The organism is Actinacidiphila sp. bgisy160 (assembly GCF_965342435.1).
Classification (GTDB): domain Bacteria; phylum Actinomycetota; class Actinomycetes; order Streptomycetales; family Streptomycetaceae; genus Actinacidiphila.
Genome location: NZ_CBDRCM010000014.1, coordinates 113786 through 139326, shown reverse-complemented (window position 1 = coordinate 139326; position 25541 = coordinate 113786). Strand labels below are relative to the sequence as shown.

Here is a 25541-nt window from a genome sequence, read left to right as displayed (position 1 = left end):
AGTCCCTCATTCATGCCGGTCAGCATAATGGGGGGGTCCCCGCCTGCGAGGAAGGGCTTTCATGGTCGTGGTGCGGGTGTCCTGGGCGTGCGACACGTGTGACATCGTGATCGCGCGAGTCAGCGGGCGAAAGGAGACGTGTTGGGCACGGCGAGCACGGAGGCACTGGCGGAGGTCACCGCCAACTTCCGTCAGTATCTGATGGGCTGGGGCCGGACGCAGGGCGGCGACGGCGGCCTCGACCGCTACCGCAGCGGTCTCGCCACGCCGCAGTTCAACGGCGTGGTCCGGATAAGGTCCCTGGACGCGCTCGGCCGGGCCGTGGCCACCGCGCGCACCGAACTCGCGGGCGTCCCCTGGTGGTGGTGGGCCGGCCCGGACAGTCCCGAAGGCACCGCCGCCGCCCTGACCCGGCACGGCGCGGTCCCGCTGGGCGCCCTGCCCCTGATGGTGCGGCCCCTCGACCGCGCCCCGGACCCCGAGGACCCGCCGGCGGGGCTGCGCGTCGAGGCGGTCGAGACCCCGGACCGGCTGGCCGGCCTGGTCCGCACGTACCGCACCTCCATGGGCATCGCGCCCGGGCTTCAGCGCGACCTCGTACGCTTCGAGGCCCGGCGCGCGGACAACGCGGACGTCGTCCGCCTCGCCGCCGTGCTGGACGGTGACGTCGTCGGCACCACGGTGGTGATCACGGCGCACGGCGTGGCCGGCATCTTCCTCGTCCACGTCGCCGAGCCCCACCGCCGCCGCGGCATCGGCGCCGCGCTGACCGCGGCCGCCCTCCGCCTCGCCCACGACCGCGGCACCCACCAGGCCGCCCTCCTGGCCAGCCCGGCCGGCGAACCCCTCTACCGCCGCTCCGGGTTCACCACGGTCTCCGAGTACCGCCTCTTCACGCTGCCCGCCTGACCGGCCGCCGTGACCGACGCAGGTGCCACTAACCCTGGCCGGTCAGGGAGCCGGACGGCGCCAGGGTGCGCAGGACGTCGAACTCGTTGCCCTCGGGGTCGGCCATGACCACCCAACTCCGGCCGGGGCCCTGGCCCACGTCCACTCTCGTGGCGCCGAGGTCGAGCAGCCTGGCCACCTCGTCCTCGGTACTGCCGTCGATCGGGCTTACGTCCAAGTGGAGCCGGTTCTTGCGGGTCTTGCCCTCGGGCACCCGGACGAATACCAGGGTCGGCGGCATCTGGCGGGCCAGGACCTCCTCGACGGTGGGCTCCCAGGAGCCGATCTCGACCTTGCCCTCGCTCCGGTCGATCACCTTGAAGTCCAGTACCGCGCACCAGAAGGCCGCGAGGCGCTCCGGATCGTGGCAGTCGACAGCCAACTCGGTGAACCTACTGGTCATTACTCCCCCAAGCAGTGCGACGACGGGCGTTCAGCCTACGGGGCCGCGCCACCCGCCCGGCAAGTCCCGGATCACCACGGCCGATCCTCGGCCGACGCGCTCCTCCGCGAGCACGTGGAAGACGCCCGCCGGCCGCCACGCGGGGCCGACGCCACGCGTCACGCAGACCTCAGCGCCTTGAAGTAGAAGGTCGTCGGCCGCAGCACGCCGTTCGGGTTCGCGGCGTGGGCGGGGACGGTGCCGTAGGGGGTCCAGCCGGCGGTGCGGTAGAGGTGTTCGGCGGGGCTGCCGGTCTCGGTGTCGAGCAGGAGGAGGGCCGCGCCCGCGGCCGCCGCGGCGTGTTCGGCGGCGGTGAGGAGGGTGCGGCCGAGGCCGTGGCCGCGGGCGCGGCGGTGGACCATGAGCTTGAGGACCTCGGCGCGGTGGCGGCCGTTGGGCTTGGCCTCGTGGGCGAGGCTGACGGTGCCGGCGACGCCGGAGGCGTCGCGCGCGGCCCAGACGGTGAGGTCGCCAGCCGCGACGGCGCGGGCCCGGGTGCGCCACCAGGCGGCGGCCTCGGCCTGCGTGAAGGGGGCCACGAAGCCGAGGGACGCGCCGCCCTCGACGGCGTCCACGAGGAGGGCGGCGAGGTCGTCGGCGCAGTCCAGCAGGGCTTCGGCGGACAGCGGGGCGATGGTGTGCACGGGGGCGGGGGTGTCCTTCACGGCAGTACGACCACGACGGAGTAGCGGGCGGGGTCCGGGCCTGGGCAGCGGAAGCGGGAGGGGCCCCACAGGCGGTAGCGGAGGCAGTCGCCGGGGGCGAGCCGCTGGGAGTGGCCCTGGACGGTGACCTCGAGGACGCCCTCGCGCAGCCACACGTGGTGCTCGAGCCCGGCGACGGGAGGCCCGTCGTACGCGATGTCCGCGCCGGGGCGCAGCACGCCCTCGACGATCTCGGCGCGCAGTCCCGGATGCGGAGGTGAGACGGAGCGCCGTTCGAAGCCGGACGGGGTGTCGGTCCAGACGCGCTGGTCGGCGGCGCGTACGAGCTGTGCGGGGTCGCTGCCGCTCTCGACCTCGGCGAGCAGCCGGGACATGGTGCGTTCGTACGTCGTGCACAGGCGCCCGAGGAGGGCGGCCGTGGGGCTGATCTCGGCGCGTTCGAGGCGGGAGAGCGTCGAGCGGCTGATGCCGGTGCGCGTGGCGAGCTCGTCGAGGGACCAGCCGCGTTCGTCGCGCAGTTCGGCGAGGCGCGCGGCCAGGCGGGCGTCGACCGACCCGGGATCGGGCTCTCTCATATCCGGGACGATATCCCAGATGCGGGACATCGCCAAGCGCCAGCGTCGCGCGGTGTCAGTCGTCCAGCCCGAACAGCCGCGGGACGTCCGCGAAGGAGTCCAGGACGTGGTCGGGCTGCGGGTCGGCGGCACGGTGGGTCTCCGGCAGGTACTTGCCCGTCCGCACCAGCACGCCGGTCACGCCGTGGCGCTGCGCCGCGAGTACGTCGGAGTCGATGTCGTCGCCGATCATCACCGCGTCGCCGGCGGGAACCCCGAGCCGGTCCAGCGCGATGGCGAAGAAGGCCGCCGACGGCTTGCCCACGACGACCGCCTCCACGCGCGCGGCGCGCTCCAGGCCGAGCAGGAAGGCGCCGGTGTCCAGTCGGAGGCCGTCCCGGGTCCGCCAGTACAGGTTGCGGTGCACGGCCACCAGCCGGGCCCCGCGCCGCAGTTGCCGGAACACCGCGTCGAGCGCCTCGTACCCGAACTCCGGGCCCGCGCCGCCCACGACGACCACGTCCGCGTCCTCGCCGGGGGCGACCAGCCGGACGTCCCCGAGGTCCTCGGCAATGGCCCCGCTGTTGAGCAGCAGGCACCGGGCCCCGGGGTGCTGCGCGGCCAGATAACGCCCGGTGACGGCGGGCGCGGTCAGGATGTCCTCCGCCCGCACCGGGAAGCCGGTGTCCGCGAGGGTGGACGCGATGGCCGCGCGGGTGCGGGAGGTGGTGTTGGTCAGCAGCACGAGCGGGACGCCTGCCGCCCGCAGCCGTGCCAGTGCCTCGACCGCGCCCGGCAGGGGCTGCCAGGAGACGGTGAGGACGCCGTCGATGTCGACGAGCGCGGCGCGCACGGGTCCGGGCCGCCGTCAGGCGGTCGCGAGCGCGACCTCGGTGGACTTCACCAGGGCCACGACCGGCGTACCGGCGGTGATGCCCAGCTCGTCCACGGCCTCCTTGGTGACCGCCGCCGTCAGGGTGCCGCCCTCGGCCGCGACGCCGACGTTCGCCATCGCGGCACCGAGCGTGACCGAGGTGACCGTGCCGGCCAGCCGGTTGCGGACGCTCACCCCCCGGACGTCACCCGTGGCGAGCGCGACCTGGGTGGCCTTGACGAGGACGGTCACCGGGGATCCGGCCGCGATGCCGAGTTCCGCGACGGTGTCGGTCGCCACGGCCGCCGTGACCTCCTGGTCGCCCGCCAGCCGGGCCTTGACAGTGGTCATCGCCTTGCCGGAGGTGACGGAGACGACGGTGGCCGGGAACTGGTTGTGGATGCTCAGGCTCATGGCGGACACCTTGTCGGCTGGACACGGTCGCGGTCGTGGCGACGATCGTGGGAGCGGCGCAGAAGCGGCACGGGCGGTGGTACGGGCGATACCGGCCCTCCGTCCACCCTAACCACGGACCCTCCCGGGGAGGCGGGAACGCCACTCGGGCCGCCGCACCGCTTCTTCCCGGCCCGGCCGGTTCAGCCCGAGGCCGTCACGGCCCGTTCGCCCGTGCCGTGTACCGTCGCCGACGGGGTCGAGGCCGGATGGATCGCCGAGGCCTGCACGTTGTCCCCAGGGGACCACGGACCCGTACGTATGGAAGAGGTACGCACCGCATGACCACCGAACCGTTGCGCATCGGCGTGCTCGGCGCCGCCCGCATCGCCGGGGCCGCCCTCGCGGCCCCCGCCCGCACGACCGGGCACCGGCTCGTCGCCGTAGCCGCCCGCGACCGCTCGCGGGCTGCGGACTTCGCGGCCGAGCACGGCGTCGAGCGCGTGCTGGACTCGTACGCCGACGTCATCGCCGACGCCGAGGTCGAGGCCGTCTACAACCCGCTCGCCAACGGCCTGCACGGCCCCTGGAACCTGGCCGCCATCGCCGCGGGCAAGCACGTGCTCAGCGAGAAGCCCTCCGCGAGCAACCTCGAGGAGGCCATCGAGGTGCGCGACGCGGCCGCCAAGGCGGGCGTGGTCGTCATGGAGGCGTTCCACTACCTCTACCACCCGGTCACCCGGCGCCTGCACGAGCTGCTGGAGTCCGGCGAGCTCGGTGAGCTGCGGCACGTGGAGACCGTGGTCGACATCCCCGCGCCGGCTGACGAGGATCCCCGCTGGTCCCTGCCGCTGGCCGGCGGCGCCATGATGGACCTGGGCTGCTACTCCCTGCACGCGGCGCGGTCCCTGGCCCCCTGGGCCGGCGGCGCCCCGCGCCTGGTCGAGGCCCGCGGCGGGGAGCGCGCCACCGCGCCCGGCGTCGACGCCTGGCTGGACGCCGATCTGGAGTACCCCGGCGGCGCCACCGCCTCGGCCCGCTGCCACATGGACGCCGAGGCCCTCGAGATGAGCTTCCGCATCGTCGGCAGCCGGGGCGAGGCCACGGCGCCGTGCTTCGTGCTGCCGCACACGGACGACCGCGTCGTGGTCCGCACTCCGGACGGCGAGCGGGTCGAGGAGCTCGGCAGGCGTTCTTCGTACACCTACCAGCTGGAGGCCTTCGCGGCGACGCTTCGCGACGGCGCCCCGCTGCTCACGGACGCCGACGACGCCGTGGAGTCGATGCGCATGATCGATGCCTGCTACCGCGCCGCGGGCTTCCAGCCGCGCCCGCGTTCCGCCGCCGTCACGCCACCAGTGGCCGGGTCGTCGGTGTGATCGGCGCCGGCAGGCAGGTAGTGCCGTTGAGCCATCGGTCGACCGACGCCGCGGCCGACCGGCCCTCGGCGATCGCCCAGACGATCAGCGACTGACCGCGGCCCGCGTCGCCCGCGACGAAGACCTTCTCCACCCCGGTGGCGAAGCCGGCGTCGCGGACGACGTGGCCGCGCCGGCCGATTTCCAGGCCGCGCTGGGCCACCGGATGCGGCTTCGAGCCGCGCCCGCGTTCCGCCGCCGTCACGCCACCAGTGGCCGGGTCGTCGGTGTGATCGGCGCCGACAGGCAGGTAGTGCCGTTGAGCCATCGGTCGACCGACGCCGCGGCCGACCGGCCCTCGGCGATCGCCCAGACGATCAGCGACTGACCGCGGCCCGCGTCGCCCGCGACGAAGACCTTCTCCACCCCGGTGGCGAAGCCGGCGTCGCGGACGACGTGGCCGCGCCGGTCGATTTCCAGGCCGAGCTGGGTCACCAGAGCGCAGTCGCGCTCGGCCCCGGAGAACCCGAGCGCCAGCAGCACCAGCTGCGCGGGGATGACGCGTTCGGTGCCCTGCTGCGGGCGCCGGTGCCGCGGCTCGACGCCGACCAGGTGGAGCGACCGCACGTGCCCCGTGTCGTCGCCCTCGAAGCGGAAGGTCGACGCGGAGAACACCCGTATGTCGCCGTCCGGTCCCGGCAGCGGCACACCACCGTGCTCCGCCGGGTCCCAGCCCCCGCGCCGGGCCACCTCACGGGCCTCCTCGTGGGCGGGGGAGACCCGGTAGACCCGCGGGTACACCGGCCACGGCTCGTGCTCGGAGCGGAGCTCGCCCGGCAGGGGGTTGATGTCGAGCTGCACGACGGAGGCCGCGTGCTGCCGCAGCACGGTGCCCAGGCAGTCGGCGCCGGTGTCGCCGCCGCCCACGATGACGACGTCCTTGCCTTCCGCGCTGACCGGTGACTCGGCCAGGTCGCCCTCCTGCACCCGGTTCGCCAGCGGCAGGTACTCCATCGCCTGGTGGATGCCCGCCAGTTCCCGTCCGGGCACCGGCAGCTCGCGCCAGGCCGTGGCGCCCACCGCGAGGAGCACCGCGTCGTGCTCGGCGACGACCCGCCCCGCGTCGAGGTCCGCGCCCACCTCGACCCCGGTGCGGAAGAGCGTGCCCTCGGCGCGCATCTGCGTCAGGCGCCGGTCCAGATGGTGCTTCTCCATCTTGAACTCCGGTATGCCGTAGCGCAGGAGCCCGCCGAGCCGGTCCGCCCGCTCGTAGACCGTCACCGTGTGGCCGACCCGGGTGAGCTGCTGGGCGGCGGCGAGCCCGGCGGGTCCGGAGCCGACCACGGCGACCGTGCGCCCGGAGTGCCGTTCGGGCGGTCGGGGGAGGACGAAGCCCTCCTGCCACGCGCGGTCGGCGATGGCCACCTCGACGTTCTTGATCGTGACGGGGTCGGCGTTGATGGTCAGGACGCAGGCGCTCTCGCAGGGCGCCGGGCACAGCCGGCCGGTGAACTCGGGGAAGTTGTTGGTGGCGTGCAGCCGCTCCGAGGCGGTGGCCCAGTCCTCGCGGTACACCAGGTCGTTCCAGTCGGGGATCATGTTGCCCAGCGGGCAGGCGTCGTGGCAGAACGGGATGCCGCAGTCCATGCACCGGCCGGCCTGCGCGGAGATGATCGGCAGCAGGCTCTGGCCAGTGTAGACCTCGTGCCAGTCCTCGACGCGCTCGCAGACGGGGCGCCGCGCGGGGGTACGGCGGGGGGTGGTGAGAAAGCCCTTGGGATCGGCCATGGCCGCCTCCGGCGCCGCCGTCACGATCATGGGGAGTCACGGTGACCACGTCCCCCGGCACGTGGCATCGTCAGGCCACCATACGTCGGGTTTGCCGGTATTTCGATGGCGCGGCCACCGTGATTCTCCGCGATGGGCTCAGGCCGCGGCCCCCAGGTCCGCCGAGCGCGGGTTGATCAGTACGACGTCGCAGGTCGCGTGCCGCATCAGGGCCTGCCCGGCGCTCGCGTCCATCAGCGCGGACAGCCCGCCGTGGGTGGGCGCCCCGACGACGATGGCGCGGGCGCCGGTGCGCTCCGCGTGCTCGGCGACCAGACGGCCCACCTCACCGTGGCCGGTGGCGTTCCGCAGCACATGGCCGACGGCCGGGATGCCGAGGGCGGCGAGCCGGTCCAGGTGCTTGCGGACGGCGATCCGGGCGGACTCCAGGTCGTCGGCGCCGGTGGCCGCGTCACCCGCGACGGCGGACTCCTCGGCGTGGACGACGTGCACCGTACGGCCGTTGATCGTCGCGAGGCGGCCGGCGGCCTCGGTGACGCGCTCGGCGTTCGGGGAGCCGTCCACGGCGGCGACGATGGCACCGCGGCCCGCGTCACCGGGCACCACGGCGTCGTGCTCGACCGGCACCAGCGACGCGGCGGCGTCGGCCCAGGGGACGGGTTCCGGGGCGGGGTTCGCGGTGGGGTCGACCTGTTCGGCCTGGACCTTCTCGGCCTCCTTCAGCAGCCCGTGGGCGGTGGAGAGGATCACGATGCCCAGCACGAGTGCCCCGGCGCCGATGTAGAACGGCACGTGGATCCCGAACGCCTCGACCAGCTTGCCCGCCGCGAACGGCGCCAGACCGCCGCCGATGAAGCGGACGAAGCCGTACGCGGCGGAGGCGACGGCGCGGTCGACGGGCGCGACGGTCATGACCGCCTGTGTGGTGACCGTGTTGTTCACGCCGATGAAGACACCGGCGACGATCACGCAGACGATCAGCACGGTCCGGTTGTTCGTCCAGATGGCGATGGCCAGCACGGTGAGGGCGAACAGCGCGAGGCTGGCGTAGAGCGTCCGCGCGATGCCCAGCCGGGCCTGCAGCCGCGGCGCGCCGAAGACGGCAAAGACCGCGACCAGGGCGCCCCAGCCGGTGAAGACCAGGCCGAGCTGGATCGCGCCGAGCCCCATCGGGAAGGGCGCGTAGCCGAGCACGGTGAAGAACGCCCAGTTGTAGCAGAGGGCCGTGAGCGACATCGTCAGCAGGCCGCGGTGGCGCAGCGCGCGCAGCGGCTCGCTCAGCCCGGTCTTGCGGGCCGGCAGCGGGATCGGCTCCACCAGGACGACCGTGGCGACCAGCGCGATGGCCATCAGGACGGCGACGCCGTAGAACGGGCCGCGCCAGCTCACGTTGCCCAGCAGCCCGCCGAGCAGCGGGCCCACCGCGATGCCGACGCCCAGCGCGGTCTCGTAGAGGATGATCGCGCCCACGAAGCCGCCGCTCGCGGAGGCCACGATCACCGCCAGCGAGGTGGCGATGAACAGGGCGTTGCCGATGCCCCAGCCCGCGCGGAAGCCGACGATGCCGCCGATGCTCCCCGAGGTGCCGGCCAGGGCCGCGAACACCACGATCAGGGCGAGGCCCGCGATCAGCGTCCGCTTGGCGCCGATCCGGCTGGAGACCCAGTTGGTGATGAGCATGGCGACCGCGGTCACCACCAGGTAGCTGGTGAACAGCAGCGCCACCTGGCTGGGAGTGGCGTCCAGTTGCTCCGATATCGCGGGCAGGATCGGGTCGACGAGTCCGATCCCCATGAACGAGACCACACAGGCGAAGGCGACCGCGAACACGGCCTTCGGCTGTTTGAACGGATTCACGGAACGGGACGATCGCGCATGCGCGGTCATGAAGCTGCTCCGACGTAGAACCGATGCCTGATCAATTGCTCCGCTGGGCGAGGCGCGACGAGGCCGGGGGCGGCCCCAGCCGGGTCAGTGCCTCCACGGCCGGCAGCGCGGCCACCAGCGCCGACCGCTCGTCCGGGCTCAGCTGTTCCAGCAACTCCCCGAGCCGCTCGGCACGCATGGCGCGCCGCCGGGCGATGGCCTCCCGGCCCGCGTCGGTGATGTCGACGAGCACCACGCGCCCGTCCGCGGGTTCCGCCGCGCGACCGGCCAGTCCCGCCTCCGTCAGCCGTGACACGACCTGGGTCATCGCCGGCTGCGTGACGCCCTCCAGGGCCGCCAGCTCGGTCAGCCGGAGCGGGCCGGACTGCTCCAGCGTGGACAGCGTCGCCACGGTGGTCAGTGACAGCTCGCTCGGCTGGCTGAGCCTGCGCAGCATGCGGTACAGCCGCTCCAGGGCCCGCGCCACGTCGACGGCGTGGCTGTGGTCCAGGTCGTCGTCGGGAAGATGCATAAGGAATTTATATCACCGCCTTATGTATCCGGGGAGAGGTCTCCAGGGGGCAGTGGGCACACGGGACGTGAGAGGGCGCACGAGCGGGCACCGGTCGGGCGCGCGCGGACATGGATGAGGGCCGGGTACGCCTGACGGCGTACCCGGCCCTCGTGTCCCCACCCGGGGCGGGGTGGGGAAGCCGGCTCTCAGAGCCCGTAACGCTCACGGGCCTCCTGGACGGTCTCCCGCTTCACCTCGCCGCGCCCGGCGAGCGCGGCCAGCGCCGCGACGACCACCGACTGCGGGTCCACGCCGAAGTGGCGGCGGGCCGCCTCGCGCGTGTCCGACAGGCCGAAGCCGTCGGTGCCGATCGAGTGCCATTCCTGCGGCACCCACTGGCTGATCTGGTCCGGCACCGCGCGCATCCAGTCGCTCACCGCCACCACCGGGCCCGGCGCGCCCTCCAGCACGCGCGTGACGTGGGGGAGCGGGGCGTCCTCGCCGCGCAGCCGGGCCGCGTCGTACGCCAGACCGCCGCGCCGCAGCTCGCTCCACGAGGTCGCCGACCACACGTCCGCCGCCACGCCCCACTCCGCGGCCAGCAGTCGCTGCGCCTCCAGGGCCCAGTGGATCGCCGTGCCGGAGGCCATCAGCTGCAGCCGCGGCGCGTCGGCCGGGAGCCCGGCGGTGTCGGCGGCGCGGAAGCGGTACAGGCCCTTGACGATGCCTTCCTCGACCCCGGGCTCCGCCGGCATGGCCGGCTGGGTCTTGGGCTCGTTGTAGACCGTCAGGTAGTAGAAGACGTCCTCCGCGTCGGGGCCGTACATGCGGCGCAGGCCCTCGCGGACGATCACACCGATCTCGTAGGCGAACGCCGGGTCGTACGAGATCGCCGCCGGGTTCGTGGACGCGATCAGGTGCGAGTGCCCGTCGGCGTGCTGCAGGCCCTCGCCCGTCATCGTCGTGCGGCCCGCGGTCGCCCCGACCAGGAAGCCGCGGCCGAGCTGGTCGGCCAGGGCCCACATCTGGTCGGCGGTCCGCTGCCAGCCGAACATCGAGTAGAAGATGTAGAGCGGGATCATCGGCTCGCCGTGCGTGGCGTACGAGGTCGCCGCGGCGGTGAAGGAGGCCATCGAACCGGCCTCGGTGATCCCCTCGTTGAGGATCTGGCCGCTCTCCGCCTCCTTGTAGTACAGGAGCATGTCGCGGTCGACCGGGTCGTAGGTCTGGCCGAGCGGCGAGTAGATGCCGGCGCTCGGGAAGAGCGACTCCATGCCGAAGGTCCGCGCCTCGTCGGGCACGATCGGTACCCAGCGGCGTCCGCTCTCCTTCTCCCGCATCAGGTCCTTCATCAGCCGGACCAGGGCCATCGTCGTCGCGATCTCCTGGCCGCCGGAGCCCTTGGCCAGGGCCTCGAAGGGCTTCGCGGACGGCTCGGGCAGCGCCACCGGGTGCACCCGGCGGGCCGGCGCGGGGCCGCCGAGTTCGGCACGGCGCTCCTGCAGGTAGCGCACCTCGGGGGAGTCGGCGCCCGGGTGGGCGTACGGCACCAGGTCGCCGGAGAGCGCGCTGTCCGGGATGGGGAGTTCGAGCAGGTCGCGCATGGTACGGAACTCGGGGACGGTGAGCTTCTTCATCTGGTGGTTCGCGTTGCGCGACTCGAAACCGCGGCCCAGCGTCCAGCCCTTGACGGTCTGCGCGAGGATCACCGTCGGCGCGCCCTTGTGCGTCGTGGCCGCACGGTAGGCCGCGTACACCTTGCGCGGCTCGTGACCGCCGCGGGAGGTGTGGAAGCACTCGGCGATCTTGGCGTCGGTCAGCAGCTTCGCCATCTCGGCCAGGGCCGGGTCGGCACCGAAGAAGTGCTCCCGGATGTAGGCGGCGTCGCGGGTGGCGTAGGTCTGGAACTGCCCGTCGGGGACCTCGCGCAGCCGCCGGACGAGAGCGCCGGTGGTGTCGAGGGCGAACAGCTCGTCCCAGGCGGAACCCCACAACGACTTGACGACGTTCCATCCTGCGGCGCGGAACTTCGCCTCCAGCTCCTGGACGATCTTGAAGTTGGCGCGGACCGGGCCGTCGAGACGCTGCAGGTTGCAGTTGATCACGAAGGTGAGGTTGTCCAGCCCCTCACGGCCGGCGAGGCCGAGGGCGGCGGTCGACTCCGGCTCGTCCATCTCGCCGTCGCCCAGGAAGGCCCACACGTGCGAGCCGGAGGTGTCCTTGATGCCGCGGTGCGTCAGGTAGCGGTTGAAGCGGGCCTGCTGGATCGCGGCGAGCGGGCCGAGGCCCATCGACACGGTCGGGAACTCCCACAGCCAGGGCAGCCGGCGCGGGTGCGGGTAGGAGGGCAGGCCGTCGCCGCCCGCCTCCTGGCGGAAGTTGTCCAGGTGCCGCTCGGTGAGACGGCCGTCGAGGAAGGCGCGGGCGTAGATGCCGGGGGAGGCGTGGCCCTGGATGTACAGCTGGTCGCCGGAGCCTCCCCCGGAGCCGTCGGCCCGGGAGGACCCCCACTCCTTGCCGTGGAAGAAGTGGTTGAAGCCGGTCTCGTACAGCCAGGCCGCGGAGGCGAAGGTGGCGATGTGACCGCCCAGGCCGTAGCGGCTGCCGCGGGTCACCATGGCGGCGGCGTTCCAGCGGTTCCATCCCGCGATGCGCCGCTCCATCTCCTCGTCGCCGGGCAGCTCGGGCTCCGCGGCGGTCGGGATGGTGTTGATGTGCTCGGTCTCCAGCACCGACGGCACCGAGAGACCCGACGCCCGCGCGTGGTCGAAGGTGCGGCGCATCAGGTAGGCCGCGCGGTCCGGGCCGGCGGCACGGGTGACCGCGTCGAGAGAGGCGGCCCATTCACCGGTTTCCTCCGGGTCCGGGTCCGGCAGGTGATCGAGTGCGCTCAGCGTGGCGTCGGTCATGGTGAACGCCTTCCAGATGGTTCCGTGCGGGCAGGGTGTCCCCGTCTCCCACACCATAATTCTGATCGATGATCGATCAAATACCCTGTGACGAGAGTCACACGTCGGAGAACTCCGGTTCCTCCGGGCGGCGTCACTCGCCCTGCGGGGCGCAGCCCAGCACGTGCTCCTTGACCAGTTCGCCGACCCGCGGATCGTCCCTGCGGAAGGCCTCCACGACCGCCTGGTGCTCCTCGGCGTACAACCGCTGCCGGGTGCCCAGCCAGCGGATCGACAGCGCCGTCCACACCTCGATGCCCAGCGACTCCCAGGTGTGCAGCAGCACGCTGTTGCCCGAGGCCCGCACCAGCTCGCGGTGGAACGCGACGGTGTGCCGCACCTGCGCCCCGGCGTCGCCCACCGCGTCCGCCTTCCGCAGCAGCGCGACCTCGGCCTCCAGCCCCGACAGGTCCTGCCGCAGGCGGGGCGCGGCCAGCTCCGCGGCAATCTGCTCCAGGCCGGCCCGTACCGGGTAGATCTCCTCCAGGTCCGCGGCGGTCAGCCTGCGCACCCGCACGCCCTTGTTCGGCGCCGACTCGATGAGCCGCATGACCTCCAGCTCCCGCAGCGCTTCCCGCACGGGCGTCTGGCTGACCTTCAGCTCGGTGGCGATGCCCCGCTCGACGATCCGCTCCCCGGGCTTCCACCGCCCGCTGACGATGCCGTCCACGATGAACTCGCGGATCTGCTCACGCAGAGAGCGGACGACGGGCGGCGCCATGGGTACTCCTCCGGAAAACGGCAGCTGACTAGACGATACGGCGGCGGCGCCCCCGGCGGTCGCGGACGGCGGCACCGGGTGTCGCGGTGACCTCAGCCGAGGACGAGCTCCACATCGCCTTCCGCGAGCACCTCCAGGACCAGGCCGAAGTGGCTGTCCGGCTCCCCGGAGGCGTCCGGCGTCGCGCCCAGCGCGCGCCGGGCGACGGCGGAACCCCGCCACCCCAGGGTGAACGGTGTGGTGCCCCCGAAGCCGCCGCGGAGGCGGTCGGCCAGGCCGTCCGCGGTGCGGCCCGGGTAGCCGCCGGGACCGTTCACCTAGCCGAGGTCGTAGGTGACCGTCACCGGCGCGTGGTCGGACCAGCGTTCGGGGTGGGTGTCCGCACGCTCGACCCGGGGCTCCGCGGCCCGGGCCGCCAGGCCGCGGGTGGCCATGGAGGTCGATGCGCCATCCGGTCGACCCATATTGCAGCTTTGACCTCGTGACTCAGCTACGCGCACTCAGCGCCATCAGGCTCAGCGTCCGGACCGACGCCACCACGTCCCCGGAACGCCAACGGGACGCCAACCGCACTGCCGCCGAACGCCGGGGCATGGTGATCATCGGCGAGGCGGAAGACCTGGACGTGTCGGCCACCAAGACCAGCCCCTTCGACCGCCCCGACTTGGGCGTATGGTTCCGCGATCGCGCCGACGACTTCGACGCTGTCATCTGGTGGCGTCTTGACCGCGCAGTTCGCTCCATGGCCGACATGAACGAACTCGTCAAGTGGGCACGGGAGCACGGCAAGCGACTGGTCTTTGCCGAAGGCGCGATGGACTTTGATTTCAGCGTGCCGAACCCGATGACGGACATGATCGCCACCATGATGGCTTTCGCCGCTCAGATGGAGGCAACCGCCATCCGGGAACGCGTCACGGGTGCCATGGCGGCGCTCCGCACTCAGGGCCGGTATTCGGGCGGTCTTCCGCCGTACGGATACCAGAAAGTGAAGAACCCGGACGGTGCGGGATTCAAGCTGGCACCGGACCCTGAGGCCGTGGCTGTGATCACCCGCATAATCCGGGATGTCCTCGACGGCGCTTCGTTGCAGTCGATCTCGATCAAGCTCAATGAAGAAGGCATCCCGGTGCCCCGCGACTACGCCAAGATTCGCGCCGGGAAGCCGACGGGAGGCATGCGGGGCGGACGCCACCACGAGCGGTTCATGTGGACGTCCGGCACGCTGTCCAAGGTGCTCCGCACCCCGGCGCTGATGGGCCACCGAATCCACCAGGGGAAGACCGTCCGCGATGCCGAGGGAGCGCCCGTGATGATCGGTGACCCCGTGCTAACGCGGGACGAGTTCGACGCCCTACAGGACGCCCTGAACGTGCGTACGCCCCACGAGAAGCGCACCCGCAGCGATACGACGGCACTGCTCCTCGGTGTGGCCAAGTGCGCCGGGTGTGGCGGGAATCTGTACCGGGCCGTGCGCGCCAACGGACTTGCCGACTACGTGTGTCGGGCATCGGCGCGCGGTATCCGGTGCGAGGCTCCGGCGGGCTCTCCATCGACTCCGCCCGAATGCCTGCCGTCTCGTGACGACCACGCCTCGGGAGGAGTTGGTTATGCGATTGAAGAGGGGCAGGGGGTAGCGGAAAATGACCGAAAGGGGGAGGGGGGGGACCCGGTTTCTGGACCTTTCCACACCGTGTCGTTTAGCAACCCGGATTCAGTACGGGTAGTCATCTCGATGAGCCATCCCCGCGCTCACTAAACGTGACGCCATTCCCACCAATCAAATGGTGACTCGCCGATCACCGCGTAACGTTGCGCGCCGCTGACAAGGAGAACGCAAAATAACCAGTAAGCTTAATTAGCGCCCGTCCGGATCAGTGGATCGAAGGTAGCGCGCCACGAGGTCCACATCTCCTTCGTATGCGAGAATCCGAAGTTGATCACCTTCCCGAGCCTCGTACTCGAGAATTTCCATACCAGGTCGCCAGCTAGCGCTCCGCGTGGCACGTCCACCTACCGGTAGACGCACCGACTGCCTCGCTGGACGCGTGAAAATCGCACCACCTGCGTCACTTTTGAGCTTTCCATACACGAAAGCCCGGCGCCCCAATCCGCGCTTCCACGAGACACGACAAGAAACAGCCGGATTCACACCTTGTTCAAATTCTGCCGTGCGCCCTTTTGACCGCCTCGCGTGGATTGCCCTGGTCAAGCCACCGGCAAGGAAGGCAAATAGAGCGAATGCAATAAATTCCAGCATGTAACCGTTCCCTAGATGCAGCCTGTGGGGCTATTTGTTTGTTTCCGGAACAAATTCATTCGCTCTTATCGGGGGCTTCCGTAACAAAACTCCCCATACCGGGAGTGGTTACCAACAACCCTTCGGTGCGCAGAGCGGCCACTGCCTTGCGGGCGGTCATTTTGACAACGCCGAATTCCTGCATGATCGCCGACTCACTCACCATCGTGTCCGGCGGATATGTGCCGTCGGCGATACGCGCCCGGATCACGTCGGCGATCTGCTGCCATCGCGGGCGCTTCGGGTCCCAGGTCGGCCCGGCTTCCTCGGTCATATGATCAACGTTAGGCACCCGCACACACGCACGCCTGTCTTGATGTGTCTATAGGTGGACATAGACCGGGGTCCGCAACAAGACGACCCCGAGCGCGCCGGGCAATGGCGCATCTCGGGGCCTGACCGAACATCGGAGGTTCGGCTATGGCGAACTTTAGCTGTTGGCTTTCTGGGGGTGCCGCGTGATCCACGGCGACGATGAGCCCCGCTACGTCGGGGAGAGCAATGGCAAGGCCGTTTACGTGATCGCGGCCCCCGGCGGCCACCTCGAAGCACTCGCTGACATGCGGGACATTGAGGCTGCCCACACACTGTCTGCCGTCGTGCGGGCGGTGCTGGAAGGGGAACCGACCGTCGAGGAGTTGGCGGCCTTCGTGCCACTGCTGTCGGACGCGCTCGACCGCGTGGTCGTCGTGGCCGCGAGGGGGTTCGAGTGAGTGAAGAGGAGCACCCGCTCCCGGAGACGTACCGGGACGGGGGAGTGGGTTGGTGGACGCGCTACGGGGGGCATCGCGATCCTGTGTCCGGTGTCCTCCGGTTCCCAAAGGACGCGCTTCCGTGCACGGCCACATGCCCGCGTGATCACGAGCACCGGCGGGAGCAGTAGGCACGCAAGAGAGCCCCAACTTTCCAAGCTGGACAGGGAAGTTGGGGCTCTTGTCTGTGTACTTCAGGGGGCCCTACCGCTGACCCCCTGCAGGCTCAGAAGTCGAAGGTGACCGTCACCGGAGCGTGGTCGGACCAGCGTTCGGCATGGCTTGCTGCCCTCTCCACGACCGCACTGACTGCCGTAGCTGCGATACGAGGCGTCGTGCAAACTAGGTCGATGCGCCAGCCGGAGTCGTTGTCGAAGGCGCGGCCGCGGTACGACCACCACGTGTAGGGGCCCTCGCCCTCCGGGGTGAGGTGGCGCACGACGTCGGTGTACCCGGCCTCGTCGTAGATGCGGGAGAGCCACGCCCGCTCCTCGGGGAGGAAGCCGGCCTTCTTCTGGTTGGCCCGCCAGTTCCTCAGGTCGCGCTCGGTGTGCGCGATGTTCCAGTCGCCGCAGATCAGGACCTCGCGCCCGTCGGCGGCCGCCTTCTCCCGCAGCTTGACCATGTGCTCGAAGAACGCCGCCATGAAGCGCTCCTTCTCCTCCTGCCGCTCCGTGCCGACCTCGCCGGAGGGGAGGTAGAGGCTGGCGACCGTCACGCCGGGCAGGTCGATCTCCGCGTAGCGCCCGGAGCCGTCGAACTCCTGCGAGCCGAACCCGATCCGGCTCGCGGACGGTTCCCGCCGCGAGTAGAGGGACACCCCCGCCCGGCCCTTCGCGGCCGCCGGGGCGTGGAGCACGTGCCAGCCCACGGGGGCACGGACCTCCTCGGGCAGTTGCGCGGCCTCGGCGCGGACCTCCTGCAGGCACACCACGTCGGCCGCGGTCGACTCCAGCCAGGGGAGGAAGCCCTTCTTGGCCGCGGCGCGCAGCCCGTTCACGTTCACGGTGGTCACGGTGAGCATGACGGGGACGATACCGGGCCGCCGGAGGGTGCCCGTACCGGGTCGTAGGCCGCACACCCGTACGATGTGCGGGTGGAGATCCGTAAGACGCGCTATGACCACCCCGACGCCGTGCTGCTGACCGAGCAGGTGCAGCAGGAGTACGTCGAGCGGTACGGCGGCCCCGACGAGACCGCGATGGACGCCGACCACTTCGACGGCCCGCGGGGCGAGTTCCTGGTCGGCTACCTCGACGGCGCTCCCGTGGTGACCGGCGGCTGGCGCGGCCAGGACGCCTCCCCCGAGGGCTTCGAGGACGGGGATGCGGAGGTCAAGCGGATGTACGTGGTGCCGCAGGCCCGCGGCCGGGGCTTCGCGCGCCGGATGCTCGCCGCGCTGGAGGCCGGCGCCGCCGCGGCGGGCCGCACCCGGATGGTGCTGGAGACCGGGCGGATGCAGCCGGAGGCGATCGCCCTCTACGCCTCCTGCGGCTACACGCCGGTGGCCAAGTTCGGCCACTACAAGGACAGTCCGCTCAGTGTGTGCCTGGGTAAAACGCTTCCCGCACCGGCCCTGGAGGCCGTTCCCGCGTAGCCTTGGTGCATGATCGAGGACAGCGCGTCCGCCCGGCTCGCGGCGGGCAAGTACCTACTGGTCACCACGTATCGGCGGGACGGCCGTACCGTGCCCACCCCGGTGTGGGTGGTCCGCGACGGAGCGGCGCTCGGCGTGTGGACCGCGGCGGGCTCCGGCAAGGTCAAGCGGATCCGCAACCGCTCCGACGTGCTGGTCGGCCCCTGCGACGTACGCGGCAACCCCACCGGGGAGCAGGTGCCGGCCCGGGCCGAGATCCTCGGACCGCAGGAGACCGAGCGCTACCGCTCCCTGGTCGCCCGCAAGTACGGGCTGCTCGGCCGGCTGACCCTGTTCGGCAGCCGGCTGCGCCGCGGTCGTGAAGGCACCGTGGGCGTGCGGATCACCTTCACGTGAGCGTCGGTGTGTTGCGGCGGGGCGCCTGCACGGTGAGCGTCTGCCGCGACTGCTGCTGCGGTACCGAGAAGGTCCCCGGCGTCGACCACGACGCGCAACTCGACCGGCTCCGGCGGGAACTCGCCGGGGTCTGCCGGGTGCGCGTCACCGAGTGCCTCGACGTGTGCGGGCAGGCGAACGTCGTGGTCGTGCAGCCCTCCCCGGAGGGACGTGCGGCCGGCGGCCGCCCGGTCTGGCTGGGCCTGGTCAACGACCCCGGAGCCGTGGACGACATCGTCGCCTGGGTGCGCGCCGGGGGACCGGGCCGTGCCGTGCCGCCCGACGTGCTGGACCTGTACGCCATCGAGCCGCCGGGCGGCCGCGTCATGGGCGCGGCGGACGCGGCGGGTCAGGCGGCGGGACACGGCAGGGGCCGCACGGGCTTCATTGCCCGTACGGCCCGTGAACCGGCCGTGCCGGAGGGTCAGTCGATGCCGCGCAGGATGTGCGGTTCGTTCAGATCGTCCTCGTAGCCGGCCAGTCGGATCGGTGCCGACCTGGCCCAGACGTCCAGGTTCCGCACCTCCCGCTGTTGCGCGGGCTGATCGTCGGGCTCCTTGCTGAGCTGGTTCCGCTTTGACTTCTCGGGTGTCACCGCGCACTCCTTCGTGTCGGGTGAGCCGGACGCCGGCCCGGCCGCTGCCGGACGCCGACCGCCCGGTCGGGCTGATGGCTGAGCGGACGCGGTGGCGCCGGTTGCGGAACCGGGCGGGAATCGCGGTGGGCGGTTCCTCCCGGGGCGGAGGCAGGGGGTGTTGGTGCTCCCCCGGGGCCTTTCCGTCGGGAGAAGCCTATGCCCGGACGCGGGGTGCCACCATCCCAATACGGCGAGCCGCGACGAAGGCCACCCTTCCCGCGGGCGCCGACCGGAGGTCGCCCGGCGTTCAACCGCTGCGCCGGACCGCCTCGGGACGGGCGCAGGAGAGGGTCGCCCACACCGCGCGACCGGTTCCGTGAGCCGGTGGCCGGACACCCCAGCCTTCGGCCAAATGGGCGACGAGGGCGAGCCCGCGGCCGTTCTCGTCGCCGTCGGCGGCCGTGCGCGCCAGGGGGCCGGCGGGCCCGCGCCCTTCATCGACGACCTCGATGTGCAGCTTGCCGGCCGCCGTCCAGAGCAGGCACGCGACGTGGTCGCTGCCGCTGTGCACCACGGCGTTGGTGAAGAGTTCGCTCACCACGAGGCCGGCGTCGTCGCCCAGCCCCACCAGGCCCCATCTGCTCAGCGCGGAGCGCACCTGACGCCGTGCGACGCCGACGGAGGAAGCCTGCGCCGGCAGTCGGAGCCGGAAGGTGTCCCGGGCGCTGATGGCAAAGAGCACACCGGTAACTATGGCCACTGCTTACACAGAAGGCAAGGGTCATTCTGCAAATTGCACAATCGCCAGTAGCAGGGTGTGGGTTCCATTCGTGACATGGCACACTGCTGCCATGCGGGAGTTGCAGCGTGGGTGAGGCGAGGGCGAGCGGGGCGCCGACCGTTCTCCGCGTGATTCTCGGCAAACGCCTCCATGACCTGCGGGAGAAGGCGGGCTACTCGTACGAGCAAGCCGCGCGCGAGCTGGATGTCACTCATGCCACGGTGCGCCGCATGGAGAAGGCCGAGGTCGGCCTGCGCATCCCGTACGTGGAGAAGTTGCTGGCGCTGTACGGCGTCGACGCCGCCGAGGCGGCGACCTTCGTCGACCTCGCCCGGCAGGGCAACCGCCCCGGCTGGTGGCACCGTTACCGCGACGTTCTTCCGTCCTGGTTCAGTGCCTTCGTCAGCCTCGAGGGCGAGGCCGCGATCATCCGCGCCTACGAGCCGCACTACGTCCCCGGGCTGCTCCAGACCGAGGACTACGCGCGCGCCGTGCTGAGGGCGGGCCGCCCCGGAGCGTCCACGGAGGAAATCGACCGCCTGGTCGCGCTCCGGCAGGAGCGGCAGGCGCTGATCGCCCGGCCGGACGCCCCCCTGCTGTGGGTGGTGATGGACGAGACCGTGCTGCGCCGCCCCATCGGCAGTCCCGGCGTCATGCGTGCCCAGCTGGACCGGCTGGCCGAGGCGTGCGAGACACCGCGGGTGCGACTGCAGATCATGCCCTTCGACGCCGGGCCGCACCCGGCGATGTACGGGCCATTCCACATCTTCCGGTTCCAGATCCGCGAGCTGCCGGACGTCGTGTTCACCGAGAGCCTGGTGGGCGCCGCCTACCTGGACGACGTGGACGACGTCTCGGCGTTCCTCCAGGCCCTGGACCGGATGTGCGCGCAAGCCGCGCCCGCACACAGCACCGCAGCCATCCTCGATGGCATCCGCAAGGAGATCTGACACACATGGACGACCGCATATACAACGGCATGCGCGCCCTCGACCTCGGCACCGAGGGCTGGCACAAGCCGTGGAGCGGCGGCAACGGGGGAAGTTGCGTGGAAGCCATGAAACTGGCCGACGGCAGAGTCGCGCTGCGGCAGTCCACCGACCCCGACGGGCCGGCCCTCATCTACACGGACCAGGAGATCAGGATGTTCATCGAGGGCGCCAAGGACGGGAAGGCCGACTTCCTGCTCTCGTGAGCCCCCGGATTGACATCTTCGAGTGAACCCAGCCCGCGCGGGCAACCGCGACGACCGACGGGCTGTCTCCAGCGGTAATCCGCCGGACGGACGGGACAAGGGGAGCAGCATGACCGGACAACTCGGACCGCTGTACGAACCGGGGGTGGCCTACGTGCGCATCGCCGCGGCGGACGCGGCGACCGCCCACAGGGTCGCCGACGTCATCGCCTCACGGTATTCCGGGACCCGTCCGCCGCGGGTCACCACGCACGCGGACGGGCTGGTGGAGTTCGACCTGTACACGTACACCCTGGAAGAGGTCAGCCCCTCCGGGCCGTACGACGCCCAGGACCCGCAGAGCCGCTAGGGCCCCGGGCGCGGTCCGTCGGATCCGGTCAGCCCTGACCGGGGTGGAGGACGACCTTGGTGTAGCCCTCGATCCGCTTGTCGAACTTCTCGTACGCCGACGGCGCGTCCGTCAGGGGCAGTTCGTGGGAGACCACGAAGCTCGGACGGGCGCGACCCTCGATGATCATGTCGCGCAGCTGCCGGTTGTAGCGCTTGACGTTGCACTGCCCGGTGCCCAGCCGCAGGCCCTTCTCGAAGAGCCGGCCGACGGCGACCAGCAGCCGCCCGCTCTTGGCCTGCTCGTCCGGCCCGCCGGGGTCGGAGGGCACGTACAGGCCGGGGATGCCGAGGGCGCCGGTGGGGCGCACGGTGTCGATCAGGGAGTTCAGCACCGCCGCGGGCTCCTCGCGGCCCGCGCCGCCGGCCTGGGCCTGGTAGCCGACCGCGTCGACGCCCTTGTCGGTGCCCTCGCCCTTCGTGTGCTCCTTGATCTGGTCCACCGGGCTGCCCTTGGTGAAGTCGATCGGGACCGCGCCGATCTCCTCGGCCTTCTGCAGCCGCTCCGGCACGCGGTCCACGACGAACACCTTGGCCGCCCCGCGCAGCATCGCCGAGTACGCGGCCATCAGCCCGACGGGGCCGCCGCCGTACACCGAGACGCTCTCGCCGGGGGAGACCTGGGCGAGCTCGCAGCCGTGGTAACCGGTGGGGAAGATGTCGGCCAGGAGCACGAAGTCGTTCTCGCTGGCGGTGCCCTCCGGCAGTTTCAGGCAGTTGAAGTCCGCGTACGGTACGCGCACGTATTCCGCCTGACCGCCCGGCCAGGGGCCCATGGCCACATAGCCGTAAGCGCCTCCGGCGAACCCCGGATTGACCGTCAGGCAGTAGCCGGTGAAACCCGCCGAGCAGTTCTTGCAGAATCCGCAGGCGACGTTGAAGGGCATGACCACACGGTCGCCCTGCTTGAGGGTGGTGACCCCCTCGCCGACCTGGTCGATGATTCCCAGGTTCTCGTGGCCGAAGACGATGCCGGGTTCCGCGGCGGTCCGGCCCTCGTACATGTGCAGGTCGGAGCCGCAGATCGCGGTGGACGTCACCCTGACCACCACGTCGTTGGGGTGCTGCAGGCGCGGATTGTCAACTTCCTCGACGGCTACCTCGAACGGTCCTTTGTAGACGACGGCCTTCACGTGGACACCTCCGATTGGTGTCTGATTCATGGCTTACGTGACCTATTTCTCATGCTCCCCCCTTGGGCAGTACGAGACAAGCCAGCTATTCTTCACCTAAATATGGCTATTTGCGGATTGGCCGCGAGGAAAGGCGGGAAGAATGGCCCAGCGCTCAGGAACGCTGCTCGTCCCCATACCCGGCCTGTCCGGCACGGTGTACCCGGTCGGCACGCGCGTGGCCATCAGCGGGATGGGCTCCTCCGTCGACGCCTTCGTGGACGGCGACTGGCTGCCGCTGTCGTGGTGGGAGTTCGCCGAGGGCCGCAATGACGACGTGTACGAGGGCCCCACACCGTGACATCCGGCGGGCGCCGGAAGCGGTAGCGCTTCCGGCGACGCACCGGATGCCCGGTCGCCGCCGCCTGGGGCCGGCCGTTCACAGCCGGTCGAGGAGGAGGGCGGTTCCGCGCTGCCGCGCGGAGGGATCGCCCGGAGACGGCATGGGACGGCATCCGACGGCGCGGCCCGGCGTACCGCCGTGCCCTGCTGTCCGACCTTCGCGCCGCGCCGTCGGCGACGGACGGCCGGGCGTCGCTGCCGGACGGCGACGCCCCCGACGTCCTTCGCCCGAAATCTTCCGCCCCGGACTTCCCGGCGGTATGGACGACGTGCTCCGCCCGGGCCGACGACCGGCATCCCGGTCACCGGCTGCCGAGCGGAGGCGCCCATGGACGCTCGCGTCCGGGACGTGAGCCGACCGATGTGGCCTCACGGTCCTCAAGGCCAGGGCCGTGAAGTTACGGGGCGAACCGAGGGCGGCGGTCAACCGGGCCCACCCGCCCGGTAACCGCATTCCTCTAACAGCGCGCGGCCAGCAGCAGGTAGACCACCTCGCCACCGGCGCCACCCCGGCACCACCCCGGCACCACCCCGGCGCCGACCCGGACCGTGCGGGCGCCGCGGCCTCAGCGGAACAGCCTGCCGAACCTGCGCACTTCCTCCGCGAAGATCTGCGGCTGTTCGAAGGCGGCGAAGTGACCGCCCTTGCTCGCCTTGTTCCAGTAGACGAGGTTGGGGAACGCCTTCTCGGCCCAGGCGCGGGGCGGCGTGTAGAACTCCTTGGGGAACAGTGTGACACCCATGGGCACGTCGATCCTGACGGCGTTCATGGTGATGTCCGAGTTCTCCCAGTAGAAGCGCGCGGCCGACTCCGCTGTATTCGTCAGCCAGTACAAGGTGATGTCGTCCAGCATCTCGTCCATGGTCAGAATCGACTCGGGATTCCTGTTGCTGTCGGTCCAGACCCCGAACTTCTCGTAGATCCAGGCAGCCTGCCCGACCGGGGAGTCGGCCAGGGAGTAGGACACGGTCTGGGGCCTGGTCATCATTTCGAGCTGATATCCGATCTCGTTCTTCTGCTGGGCCTCCAGTTGGCTCATCGCCACCCGTTCCTCGGGGGTCAGATGGTTCAGGTCGAGGTCAGGAGGGACGATCTGAGGGAAGTTCAGGTGAATACCCAGCAGCCCCTTGGGACGTAGCACCCCCAATTGCACATTGACCGCCGCGCCCCAGTCCCCGCCCTGGGAGAGGTAGTGGTCGTAGCCGAGGCGGGGCATGATCTCGGCCCAGGCCTTCGCCGTCCTCACACGGCCCCAGCCCAGCTCGTCCGGTTCGTCGGAGAAACCGAACCCCGGGAGGGAGGGGGTGACCACATGAAAGGCGTCCCGGGGGGATCCACCGAACTCCGTGGGATGCGTGAGGCGCCGGATCACCTTGCGGAATTCCAGGATCGAGCCGGGCCAGCCGTGCGTGAGCATGAGGGGCATCGCGTCGCGATGAGGTGACCTGGCGTGCAGGAGATGGATGCTGACGCCGTCGATCACGGTGCGGTACTGGCCGAATCGGTTGAGCAGCGCTTCCACCCTGCGCCAGTCGTAATGCCGCTGCCAGTGGTCCACAAGTCGCTTGACCCGCCACAGCGGTGCCCCCTGCGTCCAGTCGTCCACGAGTTCTTCGGCCGGCCAGCGCGTCATGTCCAGCCGCCGCCGCAGGTCCTGCAGCATGCGCTCCGGCACGTGCAATCGCATGGGGACGACCGCCCCGTGGCCTGCCGACGGCATGGACAGGCGCGCGGCCGAGGCATCCGTTGTCGTGACGGCCTCAGCGGCACCGGCGACCCCGGATGCCATGGCCGCCGCGGCGGTCCCCGCACCCAGCGCACCCATGGCGTGCAGCAGCCGTCGACGGCTGAGTTTGTTCGGTTGGTCAGTCATGCGTCACTCACTCCGCTCTTTTCTCCCGATTTCAGAAAACGTGGAGCAGCCCAGCCGATCGCTTGCCTGCCCCCAAGTGCCAACGGGACGCTGTGCCTCGCTCCCGGCGCCCGCGCCGGGAAAAGGTGCGGACGCGGCCCGGCGGACCGCGATCTCCGGAATCGAGACTGCTGGACCCGGTGCCGCGAGGCCCGGCGGCGCATGAGCACTTCACCTGCGAAGGCGAGCGCGGCCTCCGGGTCGTTCGGCAGTCGTCGAACTTTGTCTGCGACCATACCCCCGCATAACAGTGGCCGGAAAAGGTGTGCGGGTGGCAAGAGTCACGCATCGGATTCGGAATTCGCGTGACACCGTGTGTTTCTCCACGGTGAGAGCACCGTCACGCTCTCGTGAAACGCCGGCACCGGAGCCCGCCGTGTTAGCTTGTTCGCCGTACGTCGAACATTCGCTGCTCGTCGTACCGGGCAGGGCCCGACCCCGTCGGGAACACAGCTCGGAGTCCTTTCCGGCCCTGCCCTGTCACCACACCGCGCTCCGCAGGCTGTCCGCCCCCGTGAGCTGCCGCGGAACCCAACACGAAGCTGAGGAACGGCTATGAGTGCCATCACCGATGACATGCGGGAGTTCATCTCGCGCGTCGTGCACGACGGAAGCAACTACCGCATGGACGCCATGGAGGAGCTCTACACGGACGACATGGCGATCCTGTTCCCGACCCGGGAGGGCACCATCGCGGCCGCCCCTCGCAAAGAGGTCTTCGCGGAGTTCGCCGCCCGCGGTGAGGCGGGCGAGGCGCCCCTGTCCACCGAGTACGAGATCCTGCACGCCGAGGACCAGGGCGAGTACGCGACGGCGCTGCTCTACCGTCGCATGAGCGACACCGCCGCGCCCTTCCTCTACGAGTTGCGCCTGAAGCGGGGCGGTGCCCACGGCTGGCTCGTCGCCGGAGAGACCGTGACCCCGTGGCCCGCACCGGAGAGCGCGGGCGCCTTCCTTCCGCCGCGGCAGGCCGCCTGAGGGCGACTGCCCGCCAGGGTCCCCGCCGCCGGGCGACTCTCG

28 protein-coding genes and 4 pseudogenes are annotated in these 25541 nt (G+C 71.1%); 13 read left to right on the top strand and 19 right to left on the bottom strand.

Annotated elements, in window-relative coordinates; genetic code table 11:
- Positions 1-141: 141 nt before the first annotated feature.
- Positions 142-909, top strand: coding sequence for a GNAT family N-acetyltransferase (locus ACRWNP_RS14795; protein ID WP_431961662.1), 768 nt, complete (start codon positions 142-144; stop codon positions 907-909).
- Positions 910-937: 28 nt separating this feature from the next.
- Here the strand turns inward: ACRWNP_RS14795 and ACRWNP_RS14790 are convergent, their stop codons facing one another.
- From ACRWNP_RS14790 to ACRWNP_RS14770, 5 genes are all read right to left on the bottom strand, one after another.
- The gene (locus ACRWNP_RS14790) at positions 938-1351 is read right to left on the bottom strand and encodes a VOC family protein (RefSeq protein ID WP_431961661.1); all 414 of its coding nucleotides are present in this window, start codon (positions 1349-1351) and stop codon (positions 938-940) included.
- 158 nt (positions 1352-1509) lie between these two features.
- Complete coding sequence (locus tag ACRWNP_RS14785; RefSeq protein ID WP_431961670.1) at positions 1510-2034, bottom strand: GNAT family N-acetyltransferase; 525 nt, start codon at positions 2032-2034, stop codon at positions 1510-1512.
- Between the two features lie 17 nt (positions 2035-2051).
- Positions 2052-2630: a helix-turn-helix domain-containing protein gene (locus tag ACRWNP_RS14780; protein WP_431961660.1), complete on the bottom strand. Its 579-nt coding sequence runs from the start codon at positions 2628-2630 to the stop codon at positions 2052-2054.
- A gap of 55 nt (positions 2631-2685) precedes the next feature.
- Complete coding sequence (locus ACRWNP_RS14775) at positions 2686-3462, bottom strand: HAD-IIA family hydrolase (protein WP_431961659.1); 777 nt, start codon at positions 3460-3462, stop codon at positions 2686-2688.
- Between the two features lie 15 nt (positions 3463-3477).
- Positions 3478-3897, bottom strand: a complete 420-nt coding sequence (locus tag ACRWNP_RS14770) for a TOBE domain-containing protein (protein ID WP_431961658.1) — start codon at positions 3895-3897, stop codon at positions 3478-3480.
- A 210-nt stretch (positions 3898-4107) separates the two neighbouring features.
- Here ACRWNP_RS14770 and ACRWNP_RS14765 point away from each other — a divergent pair.
- A pseudogene (locus tag ACRWNP_RS14765) lies at positions 4108-4221 on the top strand (dehydrogenase); the annotation flags it as partial.
- A complete protein-coding gene (locus tag ACRWNP_RS14760; RefSeq protein WP_431961657.1) occupies positions 4218-5255 on the top strand; it encodes a Gfo/Idh/MocA family protein in 1038 nt (345 codons plus the stop codon). The pseudogene ACRWNP_RS14765 and the gene ACRWNP_RS14760, both read left to right, overlap by 4 nt.
- Here ACRWNP_RS14760 and gltD read toward each other — a convergent pair.
- From gltD to ACRWNP_RS14720, 8 genes and pseudogenes are all read right to left on the bottom strand, one after another.
- Positions 5224-5502, bottom strand: a pseudogene (gltD, locus tag ACRWNP_RS14755) (glutamate synthase); the annotation flags it as partial. The gene ACRWNP_RS14760 and the pseudogene gltD overlap by 32 nt on opposite strands.
- The gene (locus ACRWNP_RS14750; protein ID WP_431961669.1) at positions 5496-7022 is read right to left on the bottom strand and encodes a glutamate synthase subunit beta; all 1527 of its coding nucleotides are present in this window, start codon (positions 7020-7022) and stop codon (positions 5496-5498) included. The gene ACRWNP_RS14750 and the pseudogene gltD, both read right to left, overlap by 7 nt.
- A gap of 138 nt (positions 7023-7160) precedes the next feature.
- Entirely contained in the window at positions 7161-8909 is a 1749-nt protein-coding gene (locus tag ACRWNP_RS14745) for an MFS transporter (protein WP_431961656.1), read from the bottom strand.
- Between the two features lie 31 nt (positions 8910-8940).
- Positions 8941-9420: a MarR family winged helix-turn-helix transcriptional regulator gene (locus ACRWNP_RS14740; RefSeq protein ID WP_431961655.1), complete on the bottom strand. Its 480-nt coding sequence runs from the start codon at positions 9418-9420 to the stop codon at positions 8941-8943.
- Positions 9421-9608: 188 nt separating this feature from the next.
- Positions 9609-12311, bottom strand: coding sequence for a pyruvate dehydrogenase (acetyl-transferring), homodimeric type (gene aceE, locus ACRWNP_RS14735; RefSeq protein WP_431961654.1), 2703 nt, complete (start codon positions 12309-12311; stop codon positions 9609-9611).
- 133 nt (positions 12312-12444) lie between these two features.
- Positions 12445-13071, bottom strand: a complete 627-nt coding sequence (locus tag ACRWNP_RS14730; RefSeq protein ID WP_431961653.1) for a GntR family transcriptional regulator — start codon at positions 13069-13071, stop codon at positions 12445-12447.
- 92 nt (positions 13072-13163) lie between these two features.
- Positions 13164-13388, bottom strand: a complete 225-nt coding sequence (locus ACRWNP_RS14725) for a hypothetical protein (protein WP_431961652.1) — start codon at positions 13386-13388, stop codon at positions 13164-13166.
- Positions 13389-13524: pseudogene (locus ACRWNP_RS14720) on the bottom strand (exodeoxyribonuclease III); the annotation flags it as partial. It lies immediately after the preceding gene.
- Here ACRWNP_RS14720 and ACRWNP_RS14715 point away from each other — a divergent pair.
- Entirely contained in the window at positions 13514-14830 is a 1317-nt protein-coding gene (locus tag ACRWNP_RS14715) for a recombinase family protein (protein WP_431961651.1), read from the top strand. The pseudogene ACRWNP_RS14720 and the gene ACRWNP_RS14715 sit on opposite strands and share 11 nt — an antisense overlap.
- A gap of 556 nt (positions 14831-15386) precedes the next feature.
- Here ACRWNP_RS14715 and ACRWNP_RS14710 read toward each other — a convergent pair.
- Positions 15387-15644 (bottom strand): GntR family transcriptional regulator, encoded by a 258-nt coding sequence (locus ACRWNP_RS14710; protein ID WP_431961650.1) that lies wholly within the window; start codon positions 15642-15644, stop codon positions 15387-15389.
- A 184-nt stretch (positions 15645-15828) separates the two neighbouring features.
- Here ACRWNP_RS14710 and ACRWNP_RS14705 point away from each other — a divergent pair, with 184 nt between their 5' ends.
- Positions 15829-16083, top strand: coding sequence for a hypothetical protein (locus ACRWNP_RS14705; protein ID WP_431961649.1), 255 nt, complete (start codon positions 15829-15831; stop codon positions 16081-16083).
- 265 nt (positions 16084-16348) lie between these two features.
- Here the strand turns inward: ACRWNP_RS14705 and ACRWNP_RS14700 are convergent, their stop codons facing one another.
- Positions 16349-17146: an exodeoxyribonuclease III gene (locus ACRWNP_RS14700; protein ID WP_431961648.1), complete on the bottom strand. Its 798-nt coding sequence runs from the start codon at positions 17144-17146 to the stop codon at positions 16349-16351.
- Between the two features lie 72 nt (positions 17147-17218).
- On the opposite strand from ACRWNP_RS14700, the gene ACRWNP_RS14695 reads away from it, so the two are divergent.
- The 3 genes and pseudogenes from ACRWNP_RS14695 to ACRWNP_RS14685 form a co-directional block, all read left to right on the top strand.
- A complete protein-coding gene (locus ACRWNP_RS14695) occupies positions 17219-17719 on the top strand; it encodes a GNAT family N-acetyltransferase (RefSeq protein WP_431961647.1) in 501 nt (166 codons plus the stop codon).
- Between the two features lie 9 nt (positions 17720-17728).
- Entirely contained in the window at positions 17729-18115 is a 387-nt protein-coding gene (locus tag ACRWNP_RS14690) for a PPOX class F420-dependent oxidoreductase (RefSeq protein ID WP_431961646.1), read from the top strand.
- Positions 18112-18465 (top strand): annotated as a pseudogene (locus ACRWNP_RS14685) ((2Fe-2S) ferredoxin domain-containing protein); the annotation flags it as partial. The gene ACRWNP_RS14690 and the pseudogene ACRWNP_RS14685, both read left to right, overlap by 4 nt.
- Before the next feature lie 113 nt (positions 18466-18578).
- Here ACRWNP_RS14685 and ACRWNP_RS14680 read toward each other — a convergent pair.
- Positions 18579-18749: a hypothetical protein gene (locus ACRWNP_RS14680; protein WP_431961645.1), complete on the bottom strand. Its 171-nt coding sequence runs from the start codon at positions 18747-18749 to the stop codon at positions 18579-18581.
- A 289-nt stretch (positions 18750-19038) separates the two neighbouring features.
- A complete protein-coding gene (locus ACRWNP_RS14675) occupies positions 19039-19473 on the bottom strand; it encodes an ATP-binding protein (RefSeq protein WP_431961644.1) in 435 nt (144 codons plus the stop codon).
- A 167-nt stretch (positions 19474-19640) separates the two neighbouring features.
- Between ACRWNP_RS14675 and ACRWNP_RS14670 the strand changes: the two genes are divergently transcribed.
- From ACRWNP_RS14670 to ACRWNP_RS14660, 3 genes are all read left to right on the top strand, one after another.
- Positions 19641-20462, top strand: a complete 822-nt coding sequence (locus ACRWNP_RS14670; protein WP_431961643.1) for a helix-turn-helix domain-containing protein — start codon at positions 19641-19643, stop codon at positions 20460-20462.
- Positions 20463-20467: 5 nt separating this feature from the next.
- Positions 20468-20707, top strand: a complete 240-nt coding sequence (locus tag ACRWNP_RS14665) for a DUF397 domain-containing protein (RefSeq protein WP_431961642.1) — start codon at positions 20468-20470, stop codon at positions 20705-20707.
- 109 nt (positions 20708-20816) lie between these two features.
- Entirely contained in the window at positions 20817-21056 is a 240-nt protein-coding gene (locus tag ACRWNP_RS14660) for a hypothetical protein (RefSeq protein WP_431961641.1), read from the top strand.
- Between the two features lie 28 nt (positions 21057-21084).
- Here ACRWNP_RS14660 and ACRWNP_RS14655 read toward each other — a convergent pair whose 3' ends face one another.
- A complete protein-coding gene (locus tag ACRWNP_RS14655; RefSeq protein ID WP_431961668.1) occupies positions 21085-22227 on the bottom strand; it encodes a glutathione-independent formaldehyde dehydrogenase in 1143 nt (380 codons plus the stop codon).
- A gap of 142 nt (positions 22228-22369) precedes the next feature.
- Between ACRWNP_RS14655 and ACRWNP_RS14650 the strand changes: the two genes are divergently transcribed.
- On the top strand, positions 22370-22567 hold the full coding sequence (locus ACRWNP_RS14650) for a hypothetical protein (RefSeq protein WP_431961640.1): 198 nt from the start codon (positions 22370-22372) through the stop codon (positions 22565-22567).
- Between the two features lie 607 nt (positions 22568-23174).
- Here the strand turns inward: ACRWNP_RS14650 and ACRWNP_RS14645 are convergent.
- Entirely contained in the window at positions 23175-24482 is a 1308-nt protein-coding gene (locus ACRWNP_RS14645; protein WP_431961639.1) for an epoxide hydrolase family protein, read from the bottom strand.
- 594 nt (positions 24483-25076) lie between these two features.
- On the opposite strand from ACRWNP_RS14645, the gene ACRWNP_RS14640 reads away from it, so the two are divergent.
- On the top strand, positions 25077-25499 hold the full coding sequence (locus ACRWNP_RS14640) for a hypothetical protein (protein WP_431961638.1): 423 nt from the start codon (positions 25077-25079) through the stop codon (positions 25497-25499).
- The last annotated feature ends 42 nt before the right edge of the window (positions 25500-25541 follow it).

Excerpts from the sequence above, each read along its gene's own strand:
- ACRWNP_RS14790 (WP_431961661.1), bottom strand. The coding sequence starts at position 1,351 with ATGACCAGTAGGTTCACCGAGTTGGCTGTCGACTGCCACGATCCGGAG.
- ACRWNP_RS14780 (WP_431961660.1), bottom strand. The coding sequence starts at position 2,630 with ATGAGAGAGCCCGATCCCGGGTCGGTCGACGCCCGCCTGGCCGCGCGC.
- ACRWNP_RS14770 (WP_431961658.1), bottom strand. The coding sequence starts at position 3,897 with ATGAGCCTGAGCATCCACAACCAGTTCCCGGCCACCGTCGTCTCCGTC.
- ACRWNP_RS14760 (WP_431961657.1), top strand. The coding sequence starts at position 4,218 with ATGACCACCGAACCGTTGCGCATCGGCGTGCTCGGCGCCGCCCGCATC.
- ACRWNP_RS14750 (WP_431961669.1), bottom strand. The coding sequence starts at position 7,022 with ATGGCCGATCCCAAGGGCTTTCTCACCACCCCCCGCCGTACCCCCGCG.
- ACRWNP_RS14745 (WP_431961656.1), bottom strand. The coding sequence starts at position 8,909 with ATGACCGCGCATGCGCGATCGTCCCGTTCCGTGAATCCGTTCAAACAG.
- ACRWNP_RS14740 (WP_431961655.1), bottom strand. The coding sequence starts at position 9,420 with ATGCATCTTCCCGACGACGACCTGGACCACAGCCACGCCGTCGACGTG.
- aceE (WP_431961654.1), bottom strand. The coding sequence starts at position 12,311 with ATGACCGACGCCACGCTGAGCGCACTCGATCACCTGCCGGACCCGGAC.
- ACRWNP_RS14730 (WP_431961653.1), bottom strand. The coding sequence starts at position 13,071 with ATGGCGCCGCCCGTCGTCCGCTCTCTGCGTGAGCAGATCCGCGAGTTC.
- ACRWNP_RS14715 (WP_431961651.1), top strand. The coding sequence starts at position 13,514 with ATGCGCCATCCGGTCGACCCATATTGCAGCTTTGACCTCGTGACTCAG.
- ACRWNP_RS14710 (WP_431961650.1), bottom strand. The coding sequence starts at position 15,644 with ATGACCGAGGAAGCCGGGCCGACCTGGGACCCGAAGCGCCCGCGATGG.
- ACRWNP_RS14700 (WP_431961648.1), bottom strand. The coding sequence starts at position 17,146 with ATGCTCACCGTGACCACCGTGAACGTGAACGGGCTGCGCGCCGCGGCC.
- ACRWNP_RS14690 (WP_431961646.1), top strand. The coding sequence starts at position 17,729 with ATGATCGAGGACAGCGCGTCCGCCCGGCTCGCGGCGGGCAAGTACCTA.
- ACRWNP_RS14665 (WP_431961642.1), top strand. The coding sequence starts at position 20,468 with ATGGACGACCGCATATACAACGGCATGCGCGCCCTCGACCTCGGCACC.
- ACRWNP_RS14660 (WP_431961641.1), top strand. The coding sequence starts at position 20,817 with ATGACCGGACAACTCGGACCGCTGTACGAACCGGGGGTGGCCTACGTG.
- ACRWNP_RS14650 (WP_431961640.1), top strand. The coding sequence starts at position 22,370 with ATGGCCCAGCGCTCAGGAACGCTGCTCGTCCCCATACCCGGCCTGTCC.
- ACRWNP_RS14645 (WP_431961639.1), bottom strand. The coding sequence starts at position 24,482 with ATGACTGACCAACCGAACAAACTCAGCCGTCGACGGCTGCTGCACGCC.
- ACRWNP_RS14640 (WP_431961638.1), top strand. The coding sequence starts at position 25,077 with ATGAGTGCCATCACCGATGACATGCGGGAGTTCATCTCGCGCGTCGTG.